Annotated in this window: 20 protein-coding genes and 2 riboswitches; of the genes, 9 read left to right on the top strand and 11 right to left on the bottom strand. The window is 62.9% G+C overall.

Features of this window, described 5'->3' with window-relative positions; genetic code table 11:
- The first annotated feature begins 4 nt into the window (after positions 1-4).
- From HV822_RS06070 to HV822_RS06050, 5 genes are all read left to right on the top strand, one after another.
- Positions 5-1555 carry a TolC family protein gene (locus tag HV822_RS06070; protein ID WP_238872851.1) on the top strand — a complete coding sequence of 517 codons (1551 nt, stop codon included), beginning with the start codon at positions 5-7 and terminating at the stop codon, positions 1553-1555.
- On the top strand, positions 1536-2306 hold the full coding sequence (locus HV822_RS06065) for an efflux RND transporter periplasmic adaptor subunit (protein ID WP_238872850.1): 771 nt from the start codon (positions 1536-1538) through the stop codon (positions 2304-2306). Before HV822_RS06070 ends, HV822_RS06065 begins: the two co-directional genes overlap by 20 nt.
- The gene (locus HV822_RS06060) at positions 2299-3639 is read left to right on the top strand and encodes an efflux RND transporter periplasmic adaptor subunit (protein ID WP_238872849.1); all 1341 of its coding nucleotides are present in this window, start codon (positions 2299-2301) and stop codon (positions 3637-3639) included. The genes HV822_RS06065 and HV822_RS06060 overlap by 8 nt, the downstream gene beginning before the upstream one ends.
- On the top strand, positions 3636-5732 hold the full coding sequence (locus tag HV822_RS06055) for an HlyD family efflux transporter periplasmic adaptor subunit (protein WP_238872848.1): 2097 nt from the start codon (positions 3636-3638) through the stop codon (positions 5730-5732). The genes HV822_RS06060 and HV822_RS06055 overlap by 4 nt, the downstream gene beginning before the upstream one ends.
- A gap of 134 nt (positions 5733-5866) precedes the next feature.
- A riboswitch (glycine riboswitch) is annotated at positions 5867-5952 on the top strand.
- Positions 5953-6050: riboswitch (glycine riboswitch) on the top strand. It abuts the riboswitch before it with no gap.
- 22 nt (positions 6051-6072) lie between these two features.
- Positions 6073-6690 (top strand): trimeric intracellular cation channel family protein, encoded by a 618-nt coding sequence (locus HV822_RS06050; protein WP_275419413.1) that lies wholly within the window; start codon positions 6073-6075, stop codon positions 6688-6690.
- A gap of 96 nt (positions 6691-6786) precedes the next feature.
- On the opposite strand, the gene arsJ is transcribed toward HV822_RS06050, so the two are convergent.
- The 5 genes from arsJ to HV822_RS06025 are packed head-to-tail and all read right to left on the bottom strand — an operon-like array spanning position 6787 to position 11187.
- Complete coding sequence (gene arsJ, locus HV822_RS06045) at positions 6787-8004, bottom strand: organoarsenical effux MFS transporter ArsJ (protein ID WP_238872847.1); 1218 nt, start codon at positions 8002-8004, stop codon at positions 6787-6789.
- A gap of 12 nt (positions 8005-8016) precedes the next feature.
- Positions 8017-9021 (bottom strand): ArsJ-associated glyceraldehyde-3-phosphate dehydrogenase, encoded by a 1005-nt coding sequence (locus HV822_RS06040; protein WP_238872846.1) that lies wholly within the window; start codon positions 9019-9021, stop codon positions 8017-8019.
- A gap of 24 nt (positions 9022-9045) precedes the next feature.
- Positions 9046-10068 carry an ACR3 family arsenite efflux transporter gene (arsB, locus tag HV822_RS06035; RefSeq protein ID WP_238872845.1) on the bottom strand — a complete coding sequence of 341 codons (1023 nt, stop codon included), beginning with the start codon at positions 10066-10068 and terminating at the stop codon, positions 9046-9048.
- A 9-nt stretch (positions 10069-10077) separates the two neighbouring features.
- Positions 10078-10794: an arsenical resistance protein ArsH gene (gene arsH / locus HV822_RS06030; protein ID WP_238872844.1), complete on the bottom strand. Its 717-nt coding sequence runs from the start codon at positions 10792-10794 to the stop codon at positions 10078-10080.
- Positions 10795-10815: 21 nt separating this feature from the next.
- Positions 10816-11187: a metalloregulator ArsR/SmtB family transcription factor gene (locus tag HV822_RS06025; protein ID WP_238872843.1), complete on the bottom strand. Its 372-nt coding sequence runs from the start codon at positions 11185-11187 to the stop codon at positions 10816-10818.
- Positions 11188-11475: 288 nt separating this feature from the next.
- On the opposite strand from HV822_RS06025, the gene HV822_RS06020 reads away from it, so the two are divergent.
- The 4 genes from HV822_RS06020 (at position 11476) to HV822_RS06005 (ending at position 15425) form a co-directional block, all read left to right on the top strand.
- Complete coding sequence (locus tag HV822_RS06020) at positions 11476-12531, top strand: helix-turn-helix domain-containing protein (protein WP_238872842.1); 1056 nt, start codon at positions 11476-11478, stop codon at positions 12529-12531.
- A gap of 91 nt (positions 12532-12622) precedes the next feature.
- Positions 12623-13495 (top strand): phytanoyl-CoA dioxygenase family protein, encoded by an 873-nt coding sequence (locus HV822_RS06015; protein ID WP_238872841.1) that lies wholly within the window; start codon positions 12623-12625, stop codon positions 13493-13495.
- Positions 13496-13603: 108 nt separating this feature from the next.
- The gene (locus tag HV822_RS06010; RefSeq protein ID WP_238872840.1) at positions 13604-14662 is read left to right on the top strand and encodes an MBL fold metallo-hydrolase; all 1059 of its coding nucleotides are present in this window, start codon (positions 13604-13606) and stop codon (positions 14660-14662) included.
- A 208-nt stretch (positions 14663-14870) separates the two neighbouring features.
- Entirely contained in the window at positions 14871-15425 is a 555-nt protein-coding gene (locus HV822_RS06005) for an SDR family oxidoreductase (RefSeq protein WP_238872839.1), read from the top strand.
- A 12-nt stretch (positions 15426-15437) separates the two neighbouring features.
- Here the strand turns inward: HV822_RS06005 and HV822_RS06000 are convergent, their stop codons facing one another.
- The 6 genes from HV822_RS06000 to HV822_RS05975 are packed head-to-tail and all read right to left on the bottom strand — an operon-like array spanning position 15438 to position 21588.
- Positions 15438-16016, bottom strand: a complete 579-nt coding sequence (locus tag HV822_RS06000; RefSeq protein WP_238872838.1) for a TetR/AcrR family transcriptional regulator — start codon at positions 16014-16016, stop codon at positions 15438-15440.
- A 16-nt stretch (positions 16017-16032) separates the two neighbouring features.
- Positions 16033-16473: a hypothetical protein gene (locus HV822_RS05995; RefSeq protein ID WP_238872837.1), complete on the bottom strand. Its 441-nt coding sequence runs from the start codon at positions 16471-16473 to the stop codon at positions 16033-16035.
- A 10-nt stretch (positions 16474-16483) separates the two neighbouring features.
- Complete coding sequence (locus tag HV822_RS05990) at positions 16484-17185, bottom strand: nitroreductase family protein (protein ID WP_238873553.1); 702 nt, start codon at positions 17183-17185, stop codon at positions 16484-16486.
- 38 nt (positions 17186-17223) lie between these two features.
- Complete coding sequence (locus HV822_RS05985) at positions 17224-18138, bottom strand: alpha/beta hydrolase family protein (RefSeq protein ID WP_238872836.1); 915 nt, start codon at positions 18136-18138, stop codon at positions 17224-17226.
- Complete coding sequence (locus tag HV822_RS05980; protein WP_238872835.1) at positions 18135-19805, bottom strand: AMP-binding protein; 1671 nt, start codon at positions 19803-19805, stop codon at positions 18135-18137. The genes HV822_RS05985 and HV822_RS05980 overlap by 4 nt, the downstream gene beginning before the upstream one ends.
- Positions 19806-19815: 10 nt before the next feature.
- A complete protein-coding gene (locus tag HV822_RS05975) occupies positions 19816-21588 on the bottom strand; it encodes an acyl-CoA dehydrogenase family protein (RefSeq protein WP_238872834.1) in 1773 nt (590 codons plus the stop codon).
- Between the last annotated feature and the right edge of the window lie 8 nt (positions 21589-21596).

Below are 21596 nucleotides of genomic sequence, written 5' to 3'. Positions count from 1 at the left end.
GATCATGCCAGCACAACAGCTTAAGACTCTCGGCCTCGCGATAACCTCGGCCATCCTGCTCAGTGCCTGCAACACTATTGAACCGCAACCCTACAGCGATCAGGAGGCGCGCGACCGCATCCTGGCCGACTACCAATTGATGTACGACCAGCAGGACCCGGTTGCCGCCCCTATCACCTTTTATGAAGCGGCCGCGCGGGCGCTGAAATACAACCTCGATTACCGCCTCAAGCTGATGGAGAGCGCCCTGGCCTCTGACCTGCTGGACGTGTCGAGCCACGAAATGCTGCCGCGCCTGGTGGCCTCGGCCGGTTACGAGGGGCGCAGCAATGACTCCGGCGGCACCTCGGTGGGTATCGAAGATGGCCAGGAAAGTTTGCGCGCCTCTACCTCGCAGGAGCGCTACCGTGATCTGGCCGGGCTCAATCTGAGCTGGAGCGTGCTGGATTTTGGGGTGGCCTACTACCGCAGTCAGCAAAAGGCAGACCAAATCATCATGGCAGAGGAGCGCCGCCGCCGGGTCGCGCAGAACGTGCTACAGGATGTGCGTAATGCCTATTGGCGCGCGCTGGGTGCCCAGCGCCTGTTGCCGGAAGTCGACCGGCTGCTGCAGCGCACCCGCAGCGCGCTGGACTCGGCGCGCCAGGCCGAAACCCAAGGCCTGCTGCCGCGCCAGGACATCCTCGCGTACCAGCGTGCGTTGCTTGATTCCATGTCTCTGCTGACCTCGCGCCGTCAGGATCTGGAGTTTGCCCAGGCCGAGCTAAAGGCGCTGATGTCGCTGCCGCCCGGATCGCAACTGGTGCTGGCCGATGACGGCAGCGAGCCAGAGCTGCCGGTCATCGACGTGGAGATAAACCAGCTGGAAATTCTGTCACTGGAAAATCGCCCGGAGATCATGGAGGAGTGGTACCGCAAGCGGGTTAATCTCACCGACCTCGACATTGCCAAGACCAAACTCTGGCCCAACGTGACCTTCAGCGCCGGCTACAGCTACGACACCAACAATTATTTGTATAACAACCACTGGAACAGCACCGGTGTGGATGTGTCGATCAACCTGCTGCAGTTGCTGCAGCTGCCCGCGCTCGATAGCGCTGCCGAATCCCAGGCTGCTGCCGATGATCTGCGCCGTGTCGCCCTGTCTATGGCCATCCTGACCCAGGTGCGAGTGGGTGCGCTGCGCTACGAACTGGCCCGGCAGGACATGGGCTTTGCCGATGAAAGCCTGCGGGTGGACAGTGAGTTGCTGGGTTATGCGCAGGCGGCCAGCAGCAGTTCGCTGGGTTCAGAGCTGGAGGTGATCCGTGCCGAGGGTCGCTACCTGCTGTCGCGCTACCAGCGCGAAGCAGCCTATTCGCGGGCGCAGGCTGCCTGGGGGCGTTTGTACAACTCGATTGGTCTGGATGTGCTGCCCGAAGAGATCGAGCAGCATGATATAAAAACCCTCGCCAGCGAGATTGAACGCACGCTTACCACTCAGCAGCGCACCGGTCTGCTGGCGTCCACCCGGGTGCTCGAACAAGGAGAGGTGAATGCCACTGCGCAGCCCTGAGCGTGTTGTTGTCGGTGTTGCCCTGTTGCTGGCATCTCTGCCACTGCTGGCCCAGCAAGTCGACGACGCTCTGTTGTTGAATGACCCCGCAGCTATCCGTGTGCTGTTGACCGCAAAACTGGAAACCACCCTGTCCAGCCAGATGACCGGTACCCTGCGAGAGCTGCAAGCCTCGCTGGGGCAGCGTGTTGAGGCGGATGCCACGCTGGTACAACTCAATTGCACCGAGGCCGAGGCGCGTGCGCGGGTGGCCAATGCCGAGTTGGCGATGACCCGTCAGAGCCTGGAAGCCAAGCGCAATCTGCGCAAACTCGATGCGGTGGGCGACCTGGAAGTTGCCATCGCCGAAACCGAGGTGCAGAAGGCTGACGCCTCGCGTGCGCTGGCCAGTGCCCAGCGCAGTTACTGCACCGTCAAGGCGCCCTTTGCCGGTCGCGTAGCCAAGGTGCACGTCAAACCCTTTGAGACCGTCAGCGCCGGCACGCCCCTGTTTGACCTGGTCAGTGACGGGCCGCTGAAAGTGCGCCTGAACGTACCCTCGCGCCTGGTCACTCGCTTGAGTGCCGACATGCCGCTGGAGGTGCAGATTCTGGAAACCGGCAAGCGCTACGCTGGCCACATCAGCGCCATCAACTCGCGGGTCGACGCCGTTGCCCAGACGGTTGAGCTGGAGGCGCAACTGGACGCCGAGCATCCGGAGTTGATCGCTGGCATGAGTGGTATCGCCACCTTCCCCGACCTGCATGACTGAGCGCTTGCCCAGCCCGCAGCTGTTGCTGCGCGTACATGCCCTGCGTGACCGGGCGCTGGCCGCCGACAGCCTCAATGCCCTGGCCTTCAGCATGGCCAATGATGCCTATGGTCTGTTGCAGTATCACCAGGCCCTGGTGCTTGCCTGCCAGGGCGAGCAGCCGGAGTTGCTGTGTGTCTCCGGTCTGGCTAAACCGGCTGAAGATTCACCTTATCTGGTGTGGCTCAAGCGCGCGGCGCGCTGGCTGCAGCAGCAACTGGACGGCAACGAGCCGCAGTGGCTGGCGCGTAGCGACGTGACGCCACCGGCCGACATCAGCGACGGCTGGGCCGAATGGTGGCCGGCCGGGGTCTGGTGTGTGCCACTGGTCGGTCGGGATGGTCAGCGGCTGGGCCTGCTGCTGTTTCTGCTGGATGCTCCGCCCGCCGCGTCACTGACCGACGTACTGACCGGGCTCTGGAAAACCTGGGGCTATTGCTGGCAGTCGCTTACCGGGCAGCGTCGGCGTGGCGGCTGGCAGCGGGGCAGACGCAAGGCGCTGGTGGGGCTGGTTGTGGTGTTGCTGGTGCTGCTGATTCCGGTGCGTCAGACGGTGTTGGCGCCGGCGGAAATTGTCTCCACGCAGGCGCAGATCATCAGCTCGCCGATCGACGGCGTGATCCGCCAGATGCAGGTACGACCCAATCAGCCGGTAGAGCAGGGCGCGTTGCTGTTCACGCTGGATGAAACCACCCTGCGTAGTCGTGCCGAGGTGCTCAGCAAAGGCGTTGCCGTGGCCGATGCCGAGCTGCTGGCCGCCAGCCAGCGCGCCTTTGATAACCCGCAAAGCAAGAGCGAGCTGACGCTGCTCAGTGGCCGCGCCCAGCAAAGCCGCGCCGAGCTGGCGGCGGTTCAGGCCCAGCTGGCACGCACTCAGGTACACGCACCCAAGGCCGGCATTGCCGTCTACAGCGATCCGAATGACTGGCTGGGCAAGCCGGTGACGACTGGTGAGCGTATTTTGCTGGTGGCCGATCCGGCGCAACCGGCCATGCGAATCCAACTGGCCGTGGCTGATGCGATTGCGCTTGATCCGGGCGCCGAGGTGACGCTGTTTCTTACCGCCTATCCGCTGCAACCGCTGCATGGGAGCGTGCTGGAGACCAGCTATCAGGCGCATCCCAGTGACGAAGGGGTGAGTTCCTATCGGCTGCTGGCCAGTATCGAGGGTGATCCGGCGCTGGCCAGACTCGGCCTGCACGGCACCGCCAAGCTGTACGGCAAGCGGGTGCTGCTGGGCTACTACCTGCTGCGGCGGCCGTTGGCGGCAGTACGCGCCTGGACCGGCTGGTGATGGACCCGGCTGATCTGCCGACACCGCCGCTGCGCAACGATCTGCGCTTGAGTGAAGCGGCGCCCGGCAGTGACGGTGAGCCCAGTTGGGTGATTCAAGACACCGTGGTCAACCGCTTCTACCGCATCGGCTGGCTGGAGTTTGAGTGTTTGCTGCGTTGGGAGCAGACCCCGCGGCAAATCTGTGAACAGGTCAGCGAGCAGACGGCGCTACGGCCCGATCCGGCGCAAGTGCTGGGGCTGCGCCAATTCCTGGAACAGCACCAGCTGGTGCGGCCTGACAGCGCTGCGGTTAACCGCATGCAGCAGCGCAGCAGTGGTAACCAGTGGCTGACCTGGCGCTGGTGGCTACACCATTACCTGTTTTTTCGCGTGCCACTGGTGCGGCCGCAGCGTTGGCTGCAGGCGCTGGCCGGGCGCCTGGACTGGCTGTTTCAGCCGCTGGTCGGCTGGTTGGTGGTGGCGCTGAGCCTACTGGGCATCGGGCTGGTACTGCAGCAATGGGACACCTTTACCCACGCGGTGGTCGACGCCTTCAGCGCCTCCGGGCTGGTCAGCTTCGCCTTGGCGTTGATTGCGGCGAAGACGCTGCACGAGATGGGGCATGCCTTGGTGGCCACCCGGCTGGGGCTGCGGGTGGCGCATATGGGGGTGGCCTTTGTGGTGCTTTGGCCGATGCTCTATACCGACACCGGTGAGAGCTGGAAGCTGCGCAGCGCCCGTCAGCGTCTGGCCATCGCCAGCGCGGGTATTACGACGGAGCTGGCACTGGCAGGCCTGGCCACCCTGGGGTGGGCGCTTTGTGAGCCGGGCACCCTGCGCAGTGCGCTGCTGTATCTGGCTACCACCAGCTGGGTGTTGTCGTTGGCACTCAACGCCAGCCCCTTTATGCGCTTTGACGGTTACTTCATCCTGTCTGACCTGTTGGACTTCCCTAATCTGCATGAGCGCTCCTCAGCGCAGGCCCGCACCTTTCTGCGTCGCACTTTGCTTGGGCTGCCGGAAGACTGGCCGGAAACCTTTACCCTGCGGCAGCGGCGTTTGCTGATTGCCTTTGCCTTCGCCACCTGGCTGTATCGGTTGCTGCTGTTTATCGGCATTGCGATTGCGGTTTATCTGCTGTTCTTCAAGGCGTTGGGCATCTTTCTGTTCGCGGTGGAGATTGCCTGGTTCATCCTCATGCCGGTTTGGCGTGAGCTAAAACATTGGTGGGGAGCGCGTAGTCAGGTGCCGGGTAAACACAGAGCAATGATCGCGGGTGGTGTTGGGCTGCTACTACTGCTGCTGGCGCTGCCCTGGCATACCCAGGTGCACGGCGACGGGGTAGCCCGTGCCGAACGCCAGCTGCGGGTGTTCAGCCCCTATCCTGCGGTACTGCGCGAGATTCAGCCGGCCGGTGCGGTGAGCGCAGGTGCTACGTTGGTCATGCTGGATGAGCCGGACATCATCGCGCGCGTGCGCAGCAATGAGGCCAGTATCCGCAGCTATCAGGCGCGCCTCAGTGGGCTGCTGGCCGACCCATCCGGGCTGGCGCAGCAGGCGGTGACCCAGCAACGCCTGCAGGTGGAACAGGAACAGGTTCTGGCCGCCCGTTCAGAGGTGGCCCGACTGTCGTTGACCGCACCCTTTGCCGGCCAGTGGCAGGATATCAACCCGGACTGGCACAGCGGCCAGTGGGTAGGTAGTCGCGAGCCGCTGGGTGTGCTGATCGACCCGTCCAGCTGGCAGGTGGACGCCTATGTCGAGCAGGATGAGGTACATCGCCTGCAGCCCGGCGCGCCAGTGCGCTTCTACAGTCGCGGGCAGCCAAGCCCGGTGACCGGCAAGGTGCTGGCGATCGGCAGCACCCGTGCAGCCCAGCTGGCACATCCGATGCTGGCTGCGCGCTTTGGCGGACCCTTGACTACTACTGAAGGCAGCGGTGAGCTGGCGCCCAGCCGCTCGCTGTTTCATGTGCTGATCCAGCTGGATGCGCCGCCCGCCACCGGGCAAGAGAGCCTCGGTGACGTACAGATAGAAGGCAGTCGGCGCAGCCTGCTGGGTGAAGCCTTTACCCATGTTGCCGCGGTATTTCTGCGTGAGAGCGGGTTCTAGAGGCATAGCGCCACGCATTTGCTCGCGTGAGCATCTGCTTTTCAGCGCCGACCGGCGCCGCGCCTGGCTAGGTCATTGTCACGTCAGCAATCGCCCCGTTCAGCTGGACAACCGCCTGTCGCCTCTCTAAACTCTGCCGCCCCGCAGGAGAGAGGGCAATCAGCCCCGCCGAAGGCGCAAACTCCCATAAACGCTCAGGCTCAGGTACTGCGGTCATCATATTACGCCGACTGGAGAGCGACTGCCGAGGCAGTCCACCGAAGGGGCAAGCAGAGCATGCTCTGTAAACTCTCAGGTATCAGGGACAGGGGGAGAGGCCACAGAAACCGGGGAGTCCTGTGTGCTGACCTTTATCTATCTGATTGCCATTACCGGCGAAGCCATGTCGGGCGCCCTCGCCGCCGGGCGAAGAAACATGGATGTATTTGGTGTGGCCGTTATCGCCTTTTTCACGGCGTTGGGCGGCGGCACGGTTCGCGACATCTTGCTGGGTAACTTCCCCGTCACCTGGACCCAGCACCCGCTGTACATCTACATGACCATCTCCAGCGGTTTGATCACCATTGCGCTGGCCCGCTTTATGCGGCACTTGCATCAGCTGTTTCTGGTGCTGGATGCGATTGGTCTGGTTGCCTTTACGGTGATTGGCTGCAACGTTGCGCTGCAGCTCGGCTACGACACGGTCGTGGTGGTGATGGCCGGCATCACCACGGGTATTTTCGGTGGCATCATCAGGGATGTTCTGTGTAACCGCACGCCACAGGTGTTGCGCCACGAACTCTATGCCAGCGTGTCTTTGGTGGTGGCGCTTCTTTATCTGGCCCTGCTCAGTCAGGGCACCAACGAGAACGTCACGCTACTCGCCGCCTTCAGCGTTGGCCTTTTGCTGCGCATGTCGGCTATTCGTTGGCGGCTGTCGTTGCCGGTTTTTCGCTACTCCAAAGCGCGCTGGGACTAAAGGTAAACGGCATCCCCACTACGCCGCCTTGAACATGACCGCCAATGTGCTGCTGGCCCCGGCAGCTTTTTACCGGTGTTTCTCGATGCGCTGTATCTACTGCGCCTTGCGCTGCGCCGGCAAGCCAAGTGAAATCAACCCGGCCAGCAGTACAAAGGCGCTGGAGGTCCACAGGCAGGCGGCCAGTCCGTACTGCTGGTAGACCCAGCCCGACAGCAGGGTGCCAATCAGCCGCCCCATGGCGTTGGACATATAGTAGAAGCCGACATCCAGCGACACGCCGTCGCCCTTGGCGTAGCTGACGATCAGGTAGCTGTGCAGCGACGAGTTGATGGCGAACACCACACCAAACAGCAGCAGGCCGCCAATCAGCACCGCGCTGGCGCTCTGCGGCGCGAGCTGCATGCCCAGGGCAATGGCAGCGGGCAGCAGGGCCAGCAGCAACGCCCAACCGGCAGCGCTGCGCCCACCCGGCACCTGCTGCCGGCCGGTCAGCCGTGGCGCTATCGACTGCACCAGCCCGTAGCCGATCACCCAGCTGGCCATAAAGCCGCCGACCAGCCAGAAGTCCCAGCCCAGCGCGCTGCTCAGGTACACCGGCAGGGCAATCACAAACCACACATCACGCGCGCCAAACAGGAACAGGCGCGCGGCCGAGAGCAGGTTGATGGCGCGGCTTTTGGATAACAGGTCACGGAACTTGGGCTTAGCGCTGGCCCGCCCCAGGTCCTGCTTTAGCAGCTTCAGGCTGATCAGCCACACCGCCGCCAGCGCAATCGCCATCGCCAGTACCGCGCCGGCAAAGCCGAGCAGCACCAGCAGCGCACCACCCAGAAAGAAGCCCACGCCCTTTAAGGCATTTTTGGAGCCGGTGAGAATGGCCACCCACTTGTACAGCGTGCCTTGCTGCTGATCAGGGACCAGCAGCTTGATAGCGCTCTTGGCGCTCATCTTGTTGAGGTCTTTGGCGATGCCGGATAGGGCTTGCGCCGCCATCACCCAGGGTACGCTGAGGGCGCTGGCCGGCAGCGTCAGCATCAGCAGCGCCACCACCTGCAAGGCCAGGCCCAGATTCATGGTGCGGTTAAGGCCGATGCGTGCGCCCAGCCAGCCGCCGATCAGGTTGGTAACCACGCCAAAGATTTCGTAGAACAGAAAGAGCGCAGCAATCTCCAGCGGCGCGTAGCCCAGGCTGTGAAAATGCAGCACCACCAGCATGCGCAGCGCGCCGTCGGTTAGGGTAAAGGCCCAGTAGTTGGCAGTGACCACCAGATACTGGCGCACGGCAGCGGGCAGGCTGGACAGGGTGCGCATCTCACCAGTTCCTCAGGCGTGTTGGCCGACCAGTCGCGCCAACTCTACGGCGCGGTTGGCGTAACCCCATTCGTTGTCGTACCAGGCGTAGAGCTTGACCTGGGTCTGGTTGATCACCATGGTCGACAGCGCGTCAATGATCGAGGAGCGCGGGTCGGTGCGGTAATCGATGGACACCAGCGGACGTTCCTCATAGCCGAGAATGCCGCGCAGCGGGCCGTCAGCCGCCTGCTTGAGCAGCGCGTTGACCTCGTCCACGCTGGTAGGCCGTTCCACTTCAAAGACGCAGTCGGTCAATGAGGCATTGGCCAGCGGCACCCGCACCGCGTGGCCGTTCAGGCGACCGCGCAGCTCGGGGAAGATCTCGGCAATCGCGGTGGCCGAGCCGGTGGTGGTGGGGATAAGGCTCATGCCGCTGGCGCGGGCACGGCGCAGGTCCTTGTGCGGCTGGTCGAGGATACTCTGGGTGTTGGTCAGGTCGTGGATGGTGGTGATGGAGCCGTGGCGAATGCCCAGTGCCTCCTGAATCACCTTGACCACTGGCGCCAGGCAGTTGGTGGTGCAGGAGGCGGCGGTAACGATGCGGTGCTGCTGCGGGTCAAAGCGATCCTGGTTGACGCCCATAACCACATTCAGTGCGCCCGGCTCCTTGATCGGTGCGCTGGCCACCACGCGTTTGACGCCCTGATCCAGATACGGCTGCAGGCTGGCCAGGGTTTTCATCTTGCCGCTGGCTTCGATGACCAGATCGCAGTCGCTCCAGTCGGTATCGGCCAGTGCGCGATTGGCCGTAACCGTGATCGCCTTGCCGTCGATCAGCAGCTGATCGGCGTTGCTGGCGGCCTCGTGCTGCCAGCGGCCGTGTACCGAATCAAAGTTGAGCAGGTGGGCGTGGGTCGCCGCGTCGCCTGCCGGGTCATTGATGCGAACAAATTCCAGCTCCGGCCAGTCCCAGGCTGCGCGCAGCGCGAGGCGACCAATGCGACCAAAACCGTTGATACCTACCTTGATGCTCATAGCGGACTCCTGCCTTGTGTGAGGTCACTCTGTGCTTGGGAACCAGTGACGGGTGCGGTTGGCAAAAGCCACCAGTGACAGCATGACCGGTACTTCCACCAGCACGCCGACCACGGTGGCCAGGGCGGCACCGGAGTGCAGCCCGAACAGCGAGATGGCGACAGCGACCGCCAGCTCAAAGAAATTGGAGGTGCCGATCATGCATGCCGGCGCCGCAATCGGATACGGCAGACGCAGCTTCCAGGCAGCCAGGTAGCTGAGTGCAAAGATGCCGTAGGTCTGCACCAGCAGCGGGATGGCAATCAGCACGATGGTCAGCGGCTGGCTCAGCAGGGTATCGGCCTGCAGGCCGAACAGCAGCGTCACGGTGCCCAGCAGCCCCAGTATCGACCAGGGCTTGAGGCGCTGCAGCAGATGTTCCAGCTGGCCCGGCGCGCGGCGTTGCAGCAGGCGACGGGTAGCGATACCAGCTGCCAGCGGCAGCACCACGTAGAGCAGCACCGAGAGCAGCAGGGTAGCCCAGGGCACCTGAATATCGCTGACGCCCAGCAGCAGGCTGACCAGTGGCGCAAAGGCAAACACCATGATCACATCGTTCACAGACACCTGCACCAGCGTGTAGTTGGGGTCGCCACGGGTCAGCTGACTCCAGACAAACACCATGGCAGTGCAGGGCGCCACACCCAGCAGGATCATGCCGGCGATGTACTCGCCTGCGCTTTGCGGGTCCACCCAGTCGGCAAACAGCACACGGAAGAACAACCAGCCGAGCAAGGCCATGGTGAAGGGTTTTATCAGCCAGTTGACCGTCAGGGTCAGCACCAGGCCGCGCGGACGCTTGCCAACATCGCGCACGGCGGCAAAGTCGATCTGCACCATCATCGGGTAGATCATCACCCAGATCAGCACCGCCACCAGCAGGTTCACGTGGGCAAACTCCAGTGCCGCCACACCGACAAACAACGCTGGAAACAGCGAGCCCAGCGCCACGCCGGCGGCAATAGCCAGTGCCACCCAGAGGCTCAGCCAGCGTTCGAACAGTCCCATGTGGGCTCCTTAGATGTTCTGCTGATTGACGCGTGCCGACAGCTGCTCGGCCGACTCGCGCCGCTCTGAATAGCGGTCTACCAGGTAGTCGCTGTGCTCGCGCAGCAGCAGGGTGAATTTCACCAGTTCTTCCATGACGTCCACCACCCGGTCGTAGAAGGGGGAGGGGCGCATGCGCCCGGCTTCGTCAAACTCCAGAAACGCCTTGGGTACCGACGACTGGTTAGGGATGGTGAACATGCGCATCCAGCGGCCCAGCGCGCGCAGCTGGTTGACCACGTTAAATGACTGCGAGCCGCCGCAGACCTGCATGACTGCCAGCGTCTTGCCCTGGGTTGGACGCACCGCGCCGATGCTCAGCGGCACCCAGTCGATCTGCGCCTTGAACACCGCCGTCATCGCCCCGTGACGCTCGGGTGAGCACCACACCTGCCCCTCGGACCACTGCATCAACTCGCGCAGCTCAACCACCTTGGGGTGGCTGTCCGGCGCATCGTCAGGTAGCGGCAGGCCGCTTGGGTCAAAGATGCGTGTCTCGGCGCCAAAGTGGGTTAGCAGCCGGGCCGCCTCTTCCACCAGTAGACGGCTGTAGGAGCGCTCGCGGGCCGAGCCGTGCAGCAGCAGGATGCGCGGCGGGTGGCTAGCGCGCAGCGGGCTCTGCAGACGCTGCTGATCCGGGCTGGGGGCCAGGTCGATCGCCAGGTTGGGCAGGTCAGGGTGAGACATGAAGACTCCGATTCAGATGCGTCAAGAGGTTGAAGGAGGGCAGCAGAGGGCATCGCGCTCAGGGCGGTCGCCCATCTGCTTTAGCCGCTGGCTATCCGCGCTGAGCCAGTGGCGATTGCTTGCCAAGGTGGTATCCAGCACCTGAACGACCCAGTCCGGCAGGTTGGGGTGCAAGCGGTAGTAAACCCACTGCCCTTGCCGCCGGTCGGCCAGCAACCCGCAGGTGCGCAGCTGCGCCAGGTGGCGGGAAATCTTCGGCTGACTCAGCTCCAGCGCCGCCGTGAGCTCGCAAACGCACAGCTCACCCTCGGCGGCAATCAGCAGCATCAGGCGTGCGCGGGTCTCATCGGACAGGCACTTGAAGACGGTGGGTGGGGTGAGGGGTTCCAGCATGGGACACTCTAGGTAGTGTGCGGTTATCTGAATATATGGATAAGCGTATGTGATTCTATGGGTCGCCAGCGCAACAGGTCAATACGCGCATGCGAGTTGGTCGCGGTGGCGGGTAGGCTGTGTTGCCAAAACCCTGGGTGAGATTGTTCGCTGTATGTGTTGCGGTATTTCTCCGCTTTATCGTGGCACGCATTCTACGGCAATGGCCTCTATTATGAGGCTCACCGCGTGTTTTCTAATCGCTGGGCACTGGGCTCTGCATTAGTCGCGAGTTTGCGGAGGGGTGTTTTGACAGCTACGCCGAATTCTGACGAGCGCCGCCAGCCGGAAGGCTGGCACGTACGCCAGACCATCCCAGCCCGCTTTGCCCGAGAGATGCTGGCAGGGGCGGGGCTGGATCGTGCCACGTTGTTACCCATCCTCGAACGCTGTGATCTGTCTGAGGCCGCGCTCAGCGGTCATTCGCGTCTGGTCCCGCGTGACTACCTCACTCTGACCCGGCTGGTGATTGCCCAGTCGGGTGATGAAATGCGCGGCTGTTTTGCCAAACCGGTGCCCTTGGGGACCTTCGCCCAATTGCTGCGTCTGCTGGTTTATCTGCCAACGCTGGAGGCGGTGTTTGCCGAGGCGGCGCGTTTTTATGCGCTGTATAACGAAGCGCCGCCCTGGCAGGTTGAAAAGCATGACAAGCTGATTCGCCTGCGCTTGTTGCCGGCGCGGGCGGAGCAGGTGCAGTCTGCCTTGTACCCGCATTTCATGCTGCTGAGCCTGTGGCACGTAGGCAGTTGGCTGGTTAAAGAGACCTTGCCGGTGCAGCGGGTTGTGCTGCCCGAGTCGCTGGCGGAGTTCTCCAAGCAGGCGCGCTTTCTGTTCGGCAGGCAGGCCGAGTTTGGGCCGCATGCCTATCTGGAATTGGCCGAAAGCGAGTTGCAGCGTGCGCCTTTGCGCGCCCCGCATGAGGCCGCGCGGCTGGCCCGTTACATGCCGCTGAGGCTGGTGTCGCCGGGCCAGGCGGTAGATCTGGAGTCGCAGGTGCGGGGCCTGCTTTCGGCGGCGCGCCCGTTTGCCAGCCTGTCCGAGCAGCAGGCGGCGCGTCAGCTCGGCATGGCCCGCCAGACGCTGGTGCGGCGCCTGGCACTACTCGATACGAGCTACCACCGGATTCGTGAAGAGCTGCGCCGCGACCTGGCCTGCGCGCTGCTGTCGCAAGGCACGCAGAGCATCGCCTTGATCGCCGAGCATATGGGTTATTCCGAGCCCAGCGCGTTTCAGCGTGCCTTCAAACAGTGGACCGGTGTGCCGCCCGGTGAGTACCGACGCGAACGTTTGCAGCGCCAGTCTTAACCTCTGTCACCCCTGCTGAGCCAAGCTGTCATAGGAACCTGCCGGGTTCTGGGGGATAGTTTTGGCAAACAACGACAAAAAGGTGGTAGGCATGGAACAGCGCGTGTTGTCCGGCGATAGTGAGTACCTGAAAAGCGGCTTCGCCAAGGCTTTTCCGTCCAATGCGGGTTCACAGACTGGCGTTGATCCGGCCGAGTTGGACCGCCTGTCTGCGGCGCTACAGCGCGACGGTTATGTGATTCTGGAGCGTATCGTGCCAGAAGAGCAGATCGACACCATTCGCGAAGAGCTGCTCACGCTGCTGCCTGAACACTGCGGCCGCAATGGGTTTGAGGGCACGCTCACCCAGCGTCTGTATGCGGTGATCTCCAAGACGCTGGCTTGCAACCCTCTGGTCGAACATCCGCTGGTGCTGGGGTTATTGGATCGGGTGCTGGCGCCCAACTACCTGCTCTCACAGTTGCAGGTCATCAACATCCTGCCGGGCGAGTTGGCTCAACCCCTGCACCATGACGACGGCTTCTATCCGGTGCCGCGTCCACGCCCGCCCTATGGCGCTGCAACGGTGATTGCGCTGGACGACTTTACCGCCGACAACGGCGCCACCGTGGTCATCCCGGGCAGCCATACCTGGGGCAAGCACGAGCCGGACGCTGAAGACTGCAAACGAGCCATTCCGGCGATCATGCCTAAAGGTTCAATGGTGCTGTTCCTTGGCACCCTGTGGCACGGCGGCGGCGCCAATAACAGTGCCGCGTCGCGCCTCGCGGTAACGGCTCAGTACTGTGAACCGTGGGCGCGTCAGCAAGAAAACTTCAGCCTGTCCGTGCCACTGGAGCGGGCTCGCGAGTGCAGCGCCCACATGCAACGGATGTTGGGCTACTCCATCCATCCCCCGTTCATGGGCATGGTCAACGGCATGCACCCGCGTCGGCTGCTGGAGGGGAAAACAGAGAATCAATGAACGGCAGGGTGGCAGCAGCCTGCCGACGCGCGGTCGAGATCCAGTCGTCGCATTCAGCGACGGCCTTCGGCCTGACTATCGACAGATGACAGAGACGTACTGAAACCGATGGCGACACAAGGGTTGATTTATCCGGTACAGAAACCGGCTCAGGGGGCTGCGGTAGAGCTGCAGCCGGGTGTGCTGTGGCTTCGCATGCCGCTGCCGTTCAAGCTGGACCACGTCAACCTGTGGGCGTTGCGCGAAGGGCGCGGTTGGGCGGTGGTCGACACCGGTGTGTGGACCGAACAGGCGGTGGGGGCGTGGGAGCAGTTGTTTGCCGATGCGCTCGGTGGCTTGCCGATCACCCGGATCATCTGTACCCACCGGCATGCTGATCATGTTGGCTTGGCCGGTTGGCTCGCAGCGCGCTTTGACTGTGAGCTGTGGATGCCGCAGATCGAATATCACGCCGCTCAGGCTGCACGTCGGCAAGGCACCAGCGCCCCTGACTCCGAGGTCGAGTTCTATCGCCGCGCCGGCTGGAACGAGTCAGCACTCAGCAGCTTCCGCACCAACTACGGTGGCATCTCCAGCATGATCTATCCTTTGCCGGAGCAATTCCGCCGCATGTGCGATGGTGACGTGCTGCGTATCGGCGACGACGACTGGGAAGTAATTGTCGGCCAAGGACACACCGCCGAACATGCTTGCCTGTACTGCGCCGAGCGGCAGCTGTTCATCTCCGGCGATCAGGTGCTGCCGCTGATTTCCTCGAATGTCTCAGTCCCGCCCCGCGATCCGGAGAGCAACCCGCTCGGCGACTGGCTGACGTCCATGCTGCATATCCGCGACAAAGTCAGCAGCGAAGCCCTGGTGCTGCCCTCTCACAATGAGTGCTTTCTTGGCCTGCACGCGCGCATCGACGACCTGGTTGGCTCGCAGCAACAGCTGCTGGTCAAACTGCAGGACGAACTGCGCGAATCCCGCCGCAGCGTCGATATCTTCAAATGCCTGTTTGGTCGTGACATCGGCATGGGTGACGGCATCGTCCTGTCCCTCGCCACCGGCGAAAGCCGCGCCAACCTCAACTGTCTGATCGCCATGGGCCACGCCGAACGGGTGGTCGATCATGCCGGGGTGGAGTGGTACTGCGCTACCGAAAGGCAGGAGCGGGCCTGCGGGTGAGGCCAGACTACTTAGCCTCAGGGTCGAATGATGAACGGCAGAGCGCCAAGCCAAGCGTAAATCGATGGGATGGTAGAGCAGCCAGGTTCAGCTGCGGAGGGTGATGCTTGGCGCAACCCCGGGACGGGGCCGGCGGGATACTTGATCTGTTCATGAACTCGGTGTCACGTGTCTGGCTTGCGATGCCAGTAACGCTGGTGAGGTGGATATGCTGTTTGCCGAGGTGGAGCGCAGTTTTGGTATTCCCGAACTGGTTGTTCACAACATCGACGGCCGAACCATGGAAATCTTTCGCAAGCCGTTGATCGAGGCAGAGCCGGTGCATGTCGCAGCGACGCTTGAACGGTCTGCCATGAGCGCGTTTCTGGTCGCACAGCAAACGGCGCGGTGCCTACTGGAAAGGCCGCTGCCACCCAATGGGCACCGAGGTACTCTGATCATTACCAATGCCAGTGCGGCGCTAAAGGGCTACCCGAATAGTGCTGCCTTCGCGATGGCGTGTCACGCCAAGTCGGGCTTTGCACAGAGTATGGCGCGGGAACTGATGCCGCAGGGTATCCATGTGGCCCATGTCCCCATCGATGCCGCGGTGGCGCTGCAACGTGATGACGGTTCGCGTGCGCACTGGAGCGGTGCCGCTGCCGAAGAAGACAACATGGCTTACCCCGAGCACATAGCGGAGGTGTATCTGCAGCTGCATCGGCAGCATCGTTCCACCTGGGCATTTGAAGTGGTGCTGCGGCCCTGGCAGGAGCGCTGGTAGGGCGACAGGCTGTCAGGCGCTGGTGGGCAGCAGGGCGGGCACCGCTTCGCAAAAACAAAGAATAGGGATCGCGCTGCGCCTCAGCTTGGCCTGCTGAACGGCACCTTGCCAACCCAGCCAGAATAGCGTCGATTGAGTTGAAGCCAGACTGGTGCCGGTATTGGATGAAGAGACGATTTGCTCAGCGACCAGTGCATGCCAGCAGTCCAGTGCGTCGACCATCTGTTGCTGAAGACCCGAGGGTAGGGCAGAGCCTTCGTGACTGAAGGCTGAAATCAGGCACCCTCTTATCCAGCCATTGGCGGCCATCTCGCTACAGCAGGCATGGATCCAGCGCTGGAGACCGTGGACGGTACATGTTTTTGACCTTTGCAGCTGTTTACGAAGGGCGTCTCTGGTGCTGCCTGTGTAGTGAGCGATGCAGCTGCTGGCCAGTTCCGCCTTGCTCTCAAAATGAAAGTAGAAGCTGCCTTTTGACACCTTGCTGCGCTCAAGCAGCTCACCAAGGCCTACCGCACTGTATCCGCGTTCGCGGAACAATACGGTCGCCTCGTTGATCAGGCGTGTTCTGGTTTCATGAGCAGAGCGCATCAAGCGAACTCGCCATTCAGACGCGCTGACTCATCAGAATGATGCCGCAGATCAGCGCAACCAGCCCGGCGGGGATGGCCGCCAGGGAAATTTTGTCGATCGCGACTGACTGCTGGATGACACCGCCCAGGTTGTCAGCGCTGGCGAGGGTTTGCCTGCGTAGCACCGGAATCAGGCACAGCATGTTGCCGCCAATCGCTAGCAGACCGGCCACCACCTTGATGGCGTAGAGGCCATGGAATTGCGAGCTCTGGAACAGCAGCAGCCCGGTGACCAGCACGGTCATGAAGGCGGGCATTTCAAAGCACAGATCAATCTGGCGGTGCAGGCGGGCGACGGCAAAGCCCTGCTGGCGGCTGGTCGCGCGGCTTTGTTCCAGCAGGAACTCGACCGCGACGACGCCCCACCAGAAGGCGACGGCAAACAGGTGCAGCTTGAGGATCAGTGGCGATGTCATTTTATTTTCCTTATAGCCATTGGGTGAGTTGCTCCAGCGGGAAGCGCAGCCGCGGGTTGTAGACGGCGCGCTCCCCTGGTTTGCCTACGGCCAGCAGCATGATCGGGATGGCTGCTTTGGGCAGAGTCAGGGTTCGGCGCAGACGGCGCTCGTCGAAGCCTTCCATCGGGCAGGTGGCGTAGCCGTGGCTTTGGAAGGCGAGCATCAGATTTTGCGCTGCCAGCGCGGTGGATTTGACCGCCCAGATGCGCATCTCGCCAGGCGTACTCGGACTGCGCATGACCGCTTTGCGCAGGCCCATCAATGCCAGCATCGGCACCTTGTAGAGGCTGCGCCAGCCAAAGCGGCCCTGGTTGTATTGAAAGGGGGCGGGGCCACTGTAGAAACGTTTGATGGCGGTGGGAACCTGAGGTTCTGGCCAGTCAGAAATGATCTGCGCGCAGGACGCCTTCCACGTATCCGGCCGCGCGAGCACGGCGATGATCAGTGGTGCTCGGGCAGCACTTTGCCCCAGACATACCGGATGCAGTTTTTGCAGCAGCTCCGGTGAGCGGATCACTTGAAAGCTCCAGGGTTGCAGGTTGCAGGAGCTGGGTGCCAGCGTCGCCAGCTCCAGGCAGTGGCGAATGACGTCATCCGGCACCGGCTCGGGGGTGAAACGGCGCACCGCCCGGCGGCTGGAGATGAGCGCATGCAAGGTTTCCGGCAGCATGGCGCCGCCGGCGGGTCTGGTGGTGGTTACGGGGTCGTTCACGATGCGCTCTCTGCTATTTGATGGTTTGCTGGGCGGGCTTGCGCCTGTGTCTGCAGCCAGGTCAGGCAGTCTGCCCACATCACCTCGGCATTGGCGAGAAAATACCCCATATGGCCGATGCTGCTGCGGCTCGGAGTTAGATCCAGCGTTGCGACGTTAGCGTTGCGATAGAAGGGGACGAAAGCATCGCGGGATTTGGGCGGAGCCCAGGCATCGTCCACCGCGTTGGCAAACAGGCTCGGTGTTTGTACCCGGGCGTAGATGTCGTGCATCTCGCTCATGGCCGGGTCATCAAAGAAGTAGTGCGGGTTGGCGCACCAGCGTTTCCAGTCCTGGTAGATGCCCAGCGGCAGGTCGTCGCCCATGCCCAGCAGACTCCAGGCCATGTAGCCTTTGCGGGCGACGATCAGCGGCAGGATCACATTCCACATCAGGCGCACTTTTATCGCTTCCAGCGGCGGCATCCAGCCCGCCCAGCCAGCACCGGTGCCGAAGCAATACGCCGCATCAATACGGTCGTGATTGTCGATCAGGCCCAGCGCCTGTCCTCCGTAGGAGTGTCCGACCCAGTACGGCGGCGCGCCGCTGTCGGCCAGCAGGTCTACCGCTGCGCTCAGGTCGAGCCGTGCCCAGTCCAGATAGTTAGCCTCAAAGCCTTTCAGGCTTTTCGGGCGTGAGCCGCCAATGCCGCGGTAGTCCAGCGTCAGGACATTGAAGCCGTGTTCATTGGCAAACCCGGCAAACCGCCGATACAGCTTTTGCTGTACCCCGGTGGCACCGGCCAGCAGGATGTTGCCCTGCAGCGCGGTGTGGGTCGGGTAATAGCAAGCGGCCAGCTGAAAACCGTCACGCGCCTCCAGAGTAAAAGCGGTGGCGCTGGCTGCGTCGGCAAGTTGCTGCAGGTGGGTCATTCCCGTTTTTCCTGTTCGTTGGCAAGTACCTTGCGCAGGATCTTGCCGACGTTGCTCTTGGGGAGCTCGTCGCGAAAGATTATCCGGCGCGGGCGCTTGTAGTTGGCTAGATGTTTGGCGCAGTGCTCTAGCAGATGGGGCGCTTCGAGCGCCGGTTGGCGGCGCACGACGTAGGCAACCGGCACCTCGCCGGAGCGTGGATCGGGTGCGGCGACCACGGCGGACTCGAGTACGCCGGGGTGTGCGTTGATGACGCGCTCGACTTCGGAGGGGAAGACCTTGAAGCCGGCGCTGATGATCATTTCTTTCTTGCGGTCGACCAGGCTCAGGTAGCCGTCGCAGTCGAAAGAGCCAATGTCGCCCGTGCGGAAGTAGCCGTCGGCGGTGAAGGCAACCGCGTTCTCGTCGGGCCGCTGCCAGTAGCCGCCCATGATTGCCTCGCTGCGCACGCAGATCTCGCCCTCGCCGATGCTGACAGGCTTGTCGTTGTCATCGCGCAGCGAAATCTCGATGCCGCTGACCGGCTTGCCGACCGAGCCGGCGCGCGATGCGCCCGGAGGGTTGCAACTGATCAGGCCGGTCTCGGTCATGCCGTAGGCTTCGGTGATGTGGCAGCCTGTGGTCTGCAACCAGCGCGTCGCCGTCCCGGCGCTGACCGGCATGCCTGCGCCGATGCACAGGCGCAGATGGCTGAAGTCCAGGGTCTCGAATCCGCTGGTTTCCAGCAGCCCGTTGAACAGCGTGTTGACCGCAGGAAAGCTGCTGATGGCATGGCGTGACCACTCGCGCACGAACGCCTTGCTGTCACGCGGGTTCATCACCAGCACGGCCTTGCCGCCGCGGGCGAGGGTGAACAGCAGGTTACCGAGGCCAAGAATGTGATACAGCGGCACGGCCAGCAGCAGGACGTAATCGCCGTCTTTCACGTCGGCCAGATGCCCGCGCAGGGCGTCCATCTGTTGGGCTACGTTGTAGATCATCGCCTTGTGGCTGATCGGCACGCCTTTGGGCTGGCCGGTGGTGCCGCCGCTGTAGATCATCACCGCGGGGTGCTCGGCGTCCTGGCTGATGGCAGGCGTCGGGCCCGGGCGCGTGCGGATCACCTGCTGCCAGCTGACGCCCCCCTGAATAGCCACACTCTTGTAACCCATGCGTTTGCGGGCGACCCAGTTGACCAGCGGCCGCTTCCAGCCCAACTGATCGCCGGGGCTGACACGAATGGCACGCTTCACGCCAGCCTGTTGCATGGCGGCGGCAACCGATTCACACATCGGCTCGAACAGAAATACCGCCTGCACATCGCTGTCGCGAAAGCTGTGTTCCAGCTCTTCAGCGCTGTACAGCGGGTTGACGCAGACCGCCGTGAAACCGGCGCGGATGATGCCCAGGCAGGCAATCGGGTGCGCCAGCATGTTCGGCAACGCGACGGCAATGCGCGCGCCCGCTGGCAATTTCTGTTGCAGCAACCAGCTTTGCACCGCGCCGCTCAGCTCCCACAGTTGCTGGTAGCTGATGTCCCGGCCCAACGCGGACAGCGCGGTGCTGTCCGGGTGACGCTCAGCGCTGCGGCGCAGCAGTTCATCAATGCGTTGGGTGCCCAGATCGGGCAGGGTGTGATGGCTGACGACCAGTTCCAGCCGTGACTTCTTATTATTGGCGTGCGGCATGATGGGGTGCTCAGGTTAGGGTGATCCGGCCAAGGCGATCGAGCTCGCGGGGTTCGCGCATCAGTCGCTTGATCAGGGTGGGGATGTCTTCGTTGGCACGACTGATGTACAGCTCGGCCATGGCGACCTTGTTGCGGGTGTGGGCGCTGTCGGGGTCGCTGGTCTGAGCCGCTTCGGCCATCCAGGTCCAGAGGTGGCCGAACACCATGGTGCCGATCAGCTCCATGTAATCGGGCGAGGCGCGACCCACCACATCGCGGTTGAAGACGGTTTCGACCGCCAGATGCAGCATCAGCGGCTCCAGCTCGCTCACCCAGCGCTGCAGGCTGCCCGCCAGCGGGGCGAGGGTTTCATCGCGCTTGAGTCGAGCCGCTAGGCCGAGCATTTCGCGGGCCAGCGATTTCAGACGGCGGCCCTGATCGGCGAGCACCTTGCGGGCCAGGAGGTCGAGGGACTGAATGTGATTGGTGCCTTCGTAAATCGGGCAGATGGCGTGGTCGCGCACCAGTTGTTCCATACCGGTTTCGACGATGTAGCCATGGCCACCGAACAGCTGCATGGCAGAGCTGATCACCTTGCCGGAATGGTTCGACAGATAGCCCTTGATGATCGGCGTCATCAGCTCGACCAGTTGCGCGGCGTGCTTGCGCTGGTCTTCATCCGGATGGCATGCGGACTCGTCCATCAACAAACCGACCCAGGCACACAGCAGGCGCGCCGGTTCGATAAACAGGCGGTGTTCGATCAGGGTTGAACGCACACCAATGTGACTGGTCAGCGGGTCAGCTGGCAGCGTCGGATGGGTCGCGCCGTTCAGCGCTCGGCCCTGATGACGCTCGTTGGCGTAGCGCAGGGCGTTCTGGTACGCCGTCTCGGCCAGCCCCACAGTTTGTACGCCAACCGCCAGGCGCGCGCTGTTCATCAGCAAGAACATGCAGGCCAGGCCGCGGTTGGTTTCACCAACCGGGTAGGCCAGCGAATCTTCGAAGGCCAGACTGCAGGTGGCGTTGGCGCGGATGCCGTGTTTGTGCTCCAGGCCGATCACGCTGACGCCGTTGCGCTGCTGGTCTTCCAGCCGATACTTGGTCACGGCAAACAGGCTCAGCCCGCCGGTGCCGGCCGGAGCGCCTTCGGTGCGCGCCAGAACCAGATGGACGATATTGCTGGTCAGGTCGTGATCACCGTTGGAAATGAAGATCTTGGTGCCGCTCAGGCGATAGTTGCCATCGGCATCGACCCGCGCAGTGGTGCGGATCAAACCGAGGTCACTGCCGGCCTGGGGCTCGGTTAGACACATGGTGCCGAGCCATTCGCCACTGGCGAGCTTGGCACCGAACAACTCCCGAACCCGCTCATCACCAAAGCGCTGCACGCAGCGCAAAACGCCTTCGCGCACCTTGGCAAAGATGCTGAAGGCGACGTTGGTGGAGGCGAGCATTTCGTCGAAGAAAACGCCGGTGGTGGCGGGAAAGCCCTGCCCACCCCAGGCGAGGGGAACGGTCAGCGCGGGCCAGCCGTTCTCCTGAAATTGGGCGTAGGCAGCCGGGAAGCCGGCTGGCGTGGAAACGCTGCCGTCAGCCAGAGAGCAGCCGCTGGCGTCGCCGCTGGCATTCAAGGGCAGCAATTGGCTGCCTAGCAGCGCGCTGCCGGCCTCCAGCGTGGCCTTGAGCAAATCAGCGTCGAGGTGATTGTGCTCAGGGAGCAGAGGCAGGCGCTCGTTCAGACGAAGAACCTGATGGGAGAGGAATTCAAACTCCTCCAGTGGTGCGCGGTACTCTAGCATTGCTTGCC

Origin of the sequence: Halopseudomonas maritima, from assembly GCF_021545785.1 — a bacterium.
Taxonomy (GTDB): Bacteria; Pseudomonadota; Gammaproteobacteria; order Pseudomonadales; family Pseudomonadaceae; genus Halopseudomonas; species Halopseudomonas maritima.
This window is presented reverse-complemented; position numbering and strand designations above follow the sequence as displayed.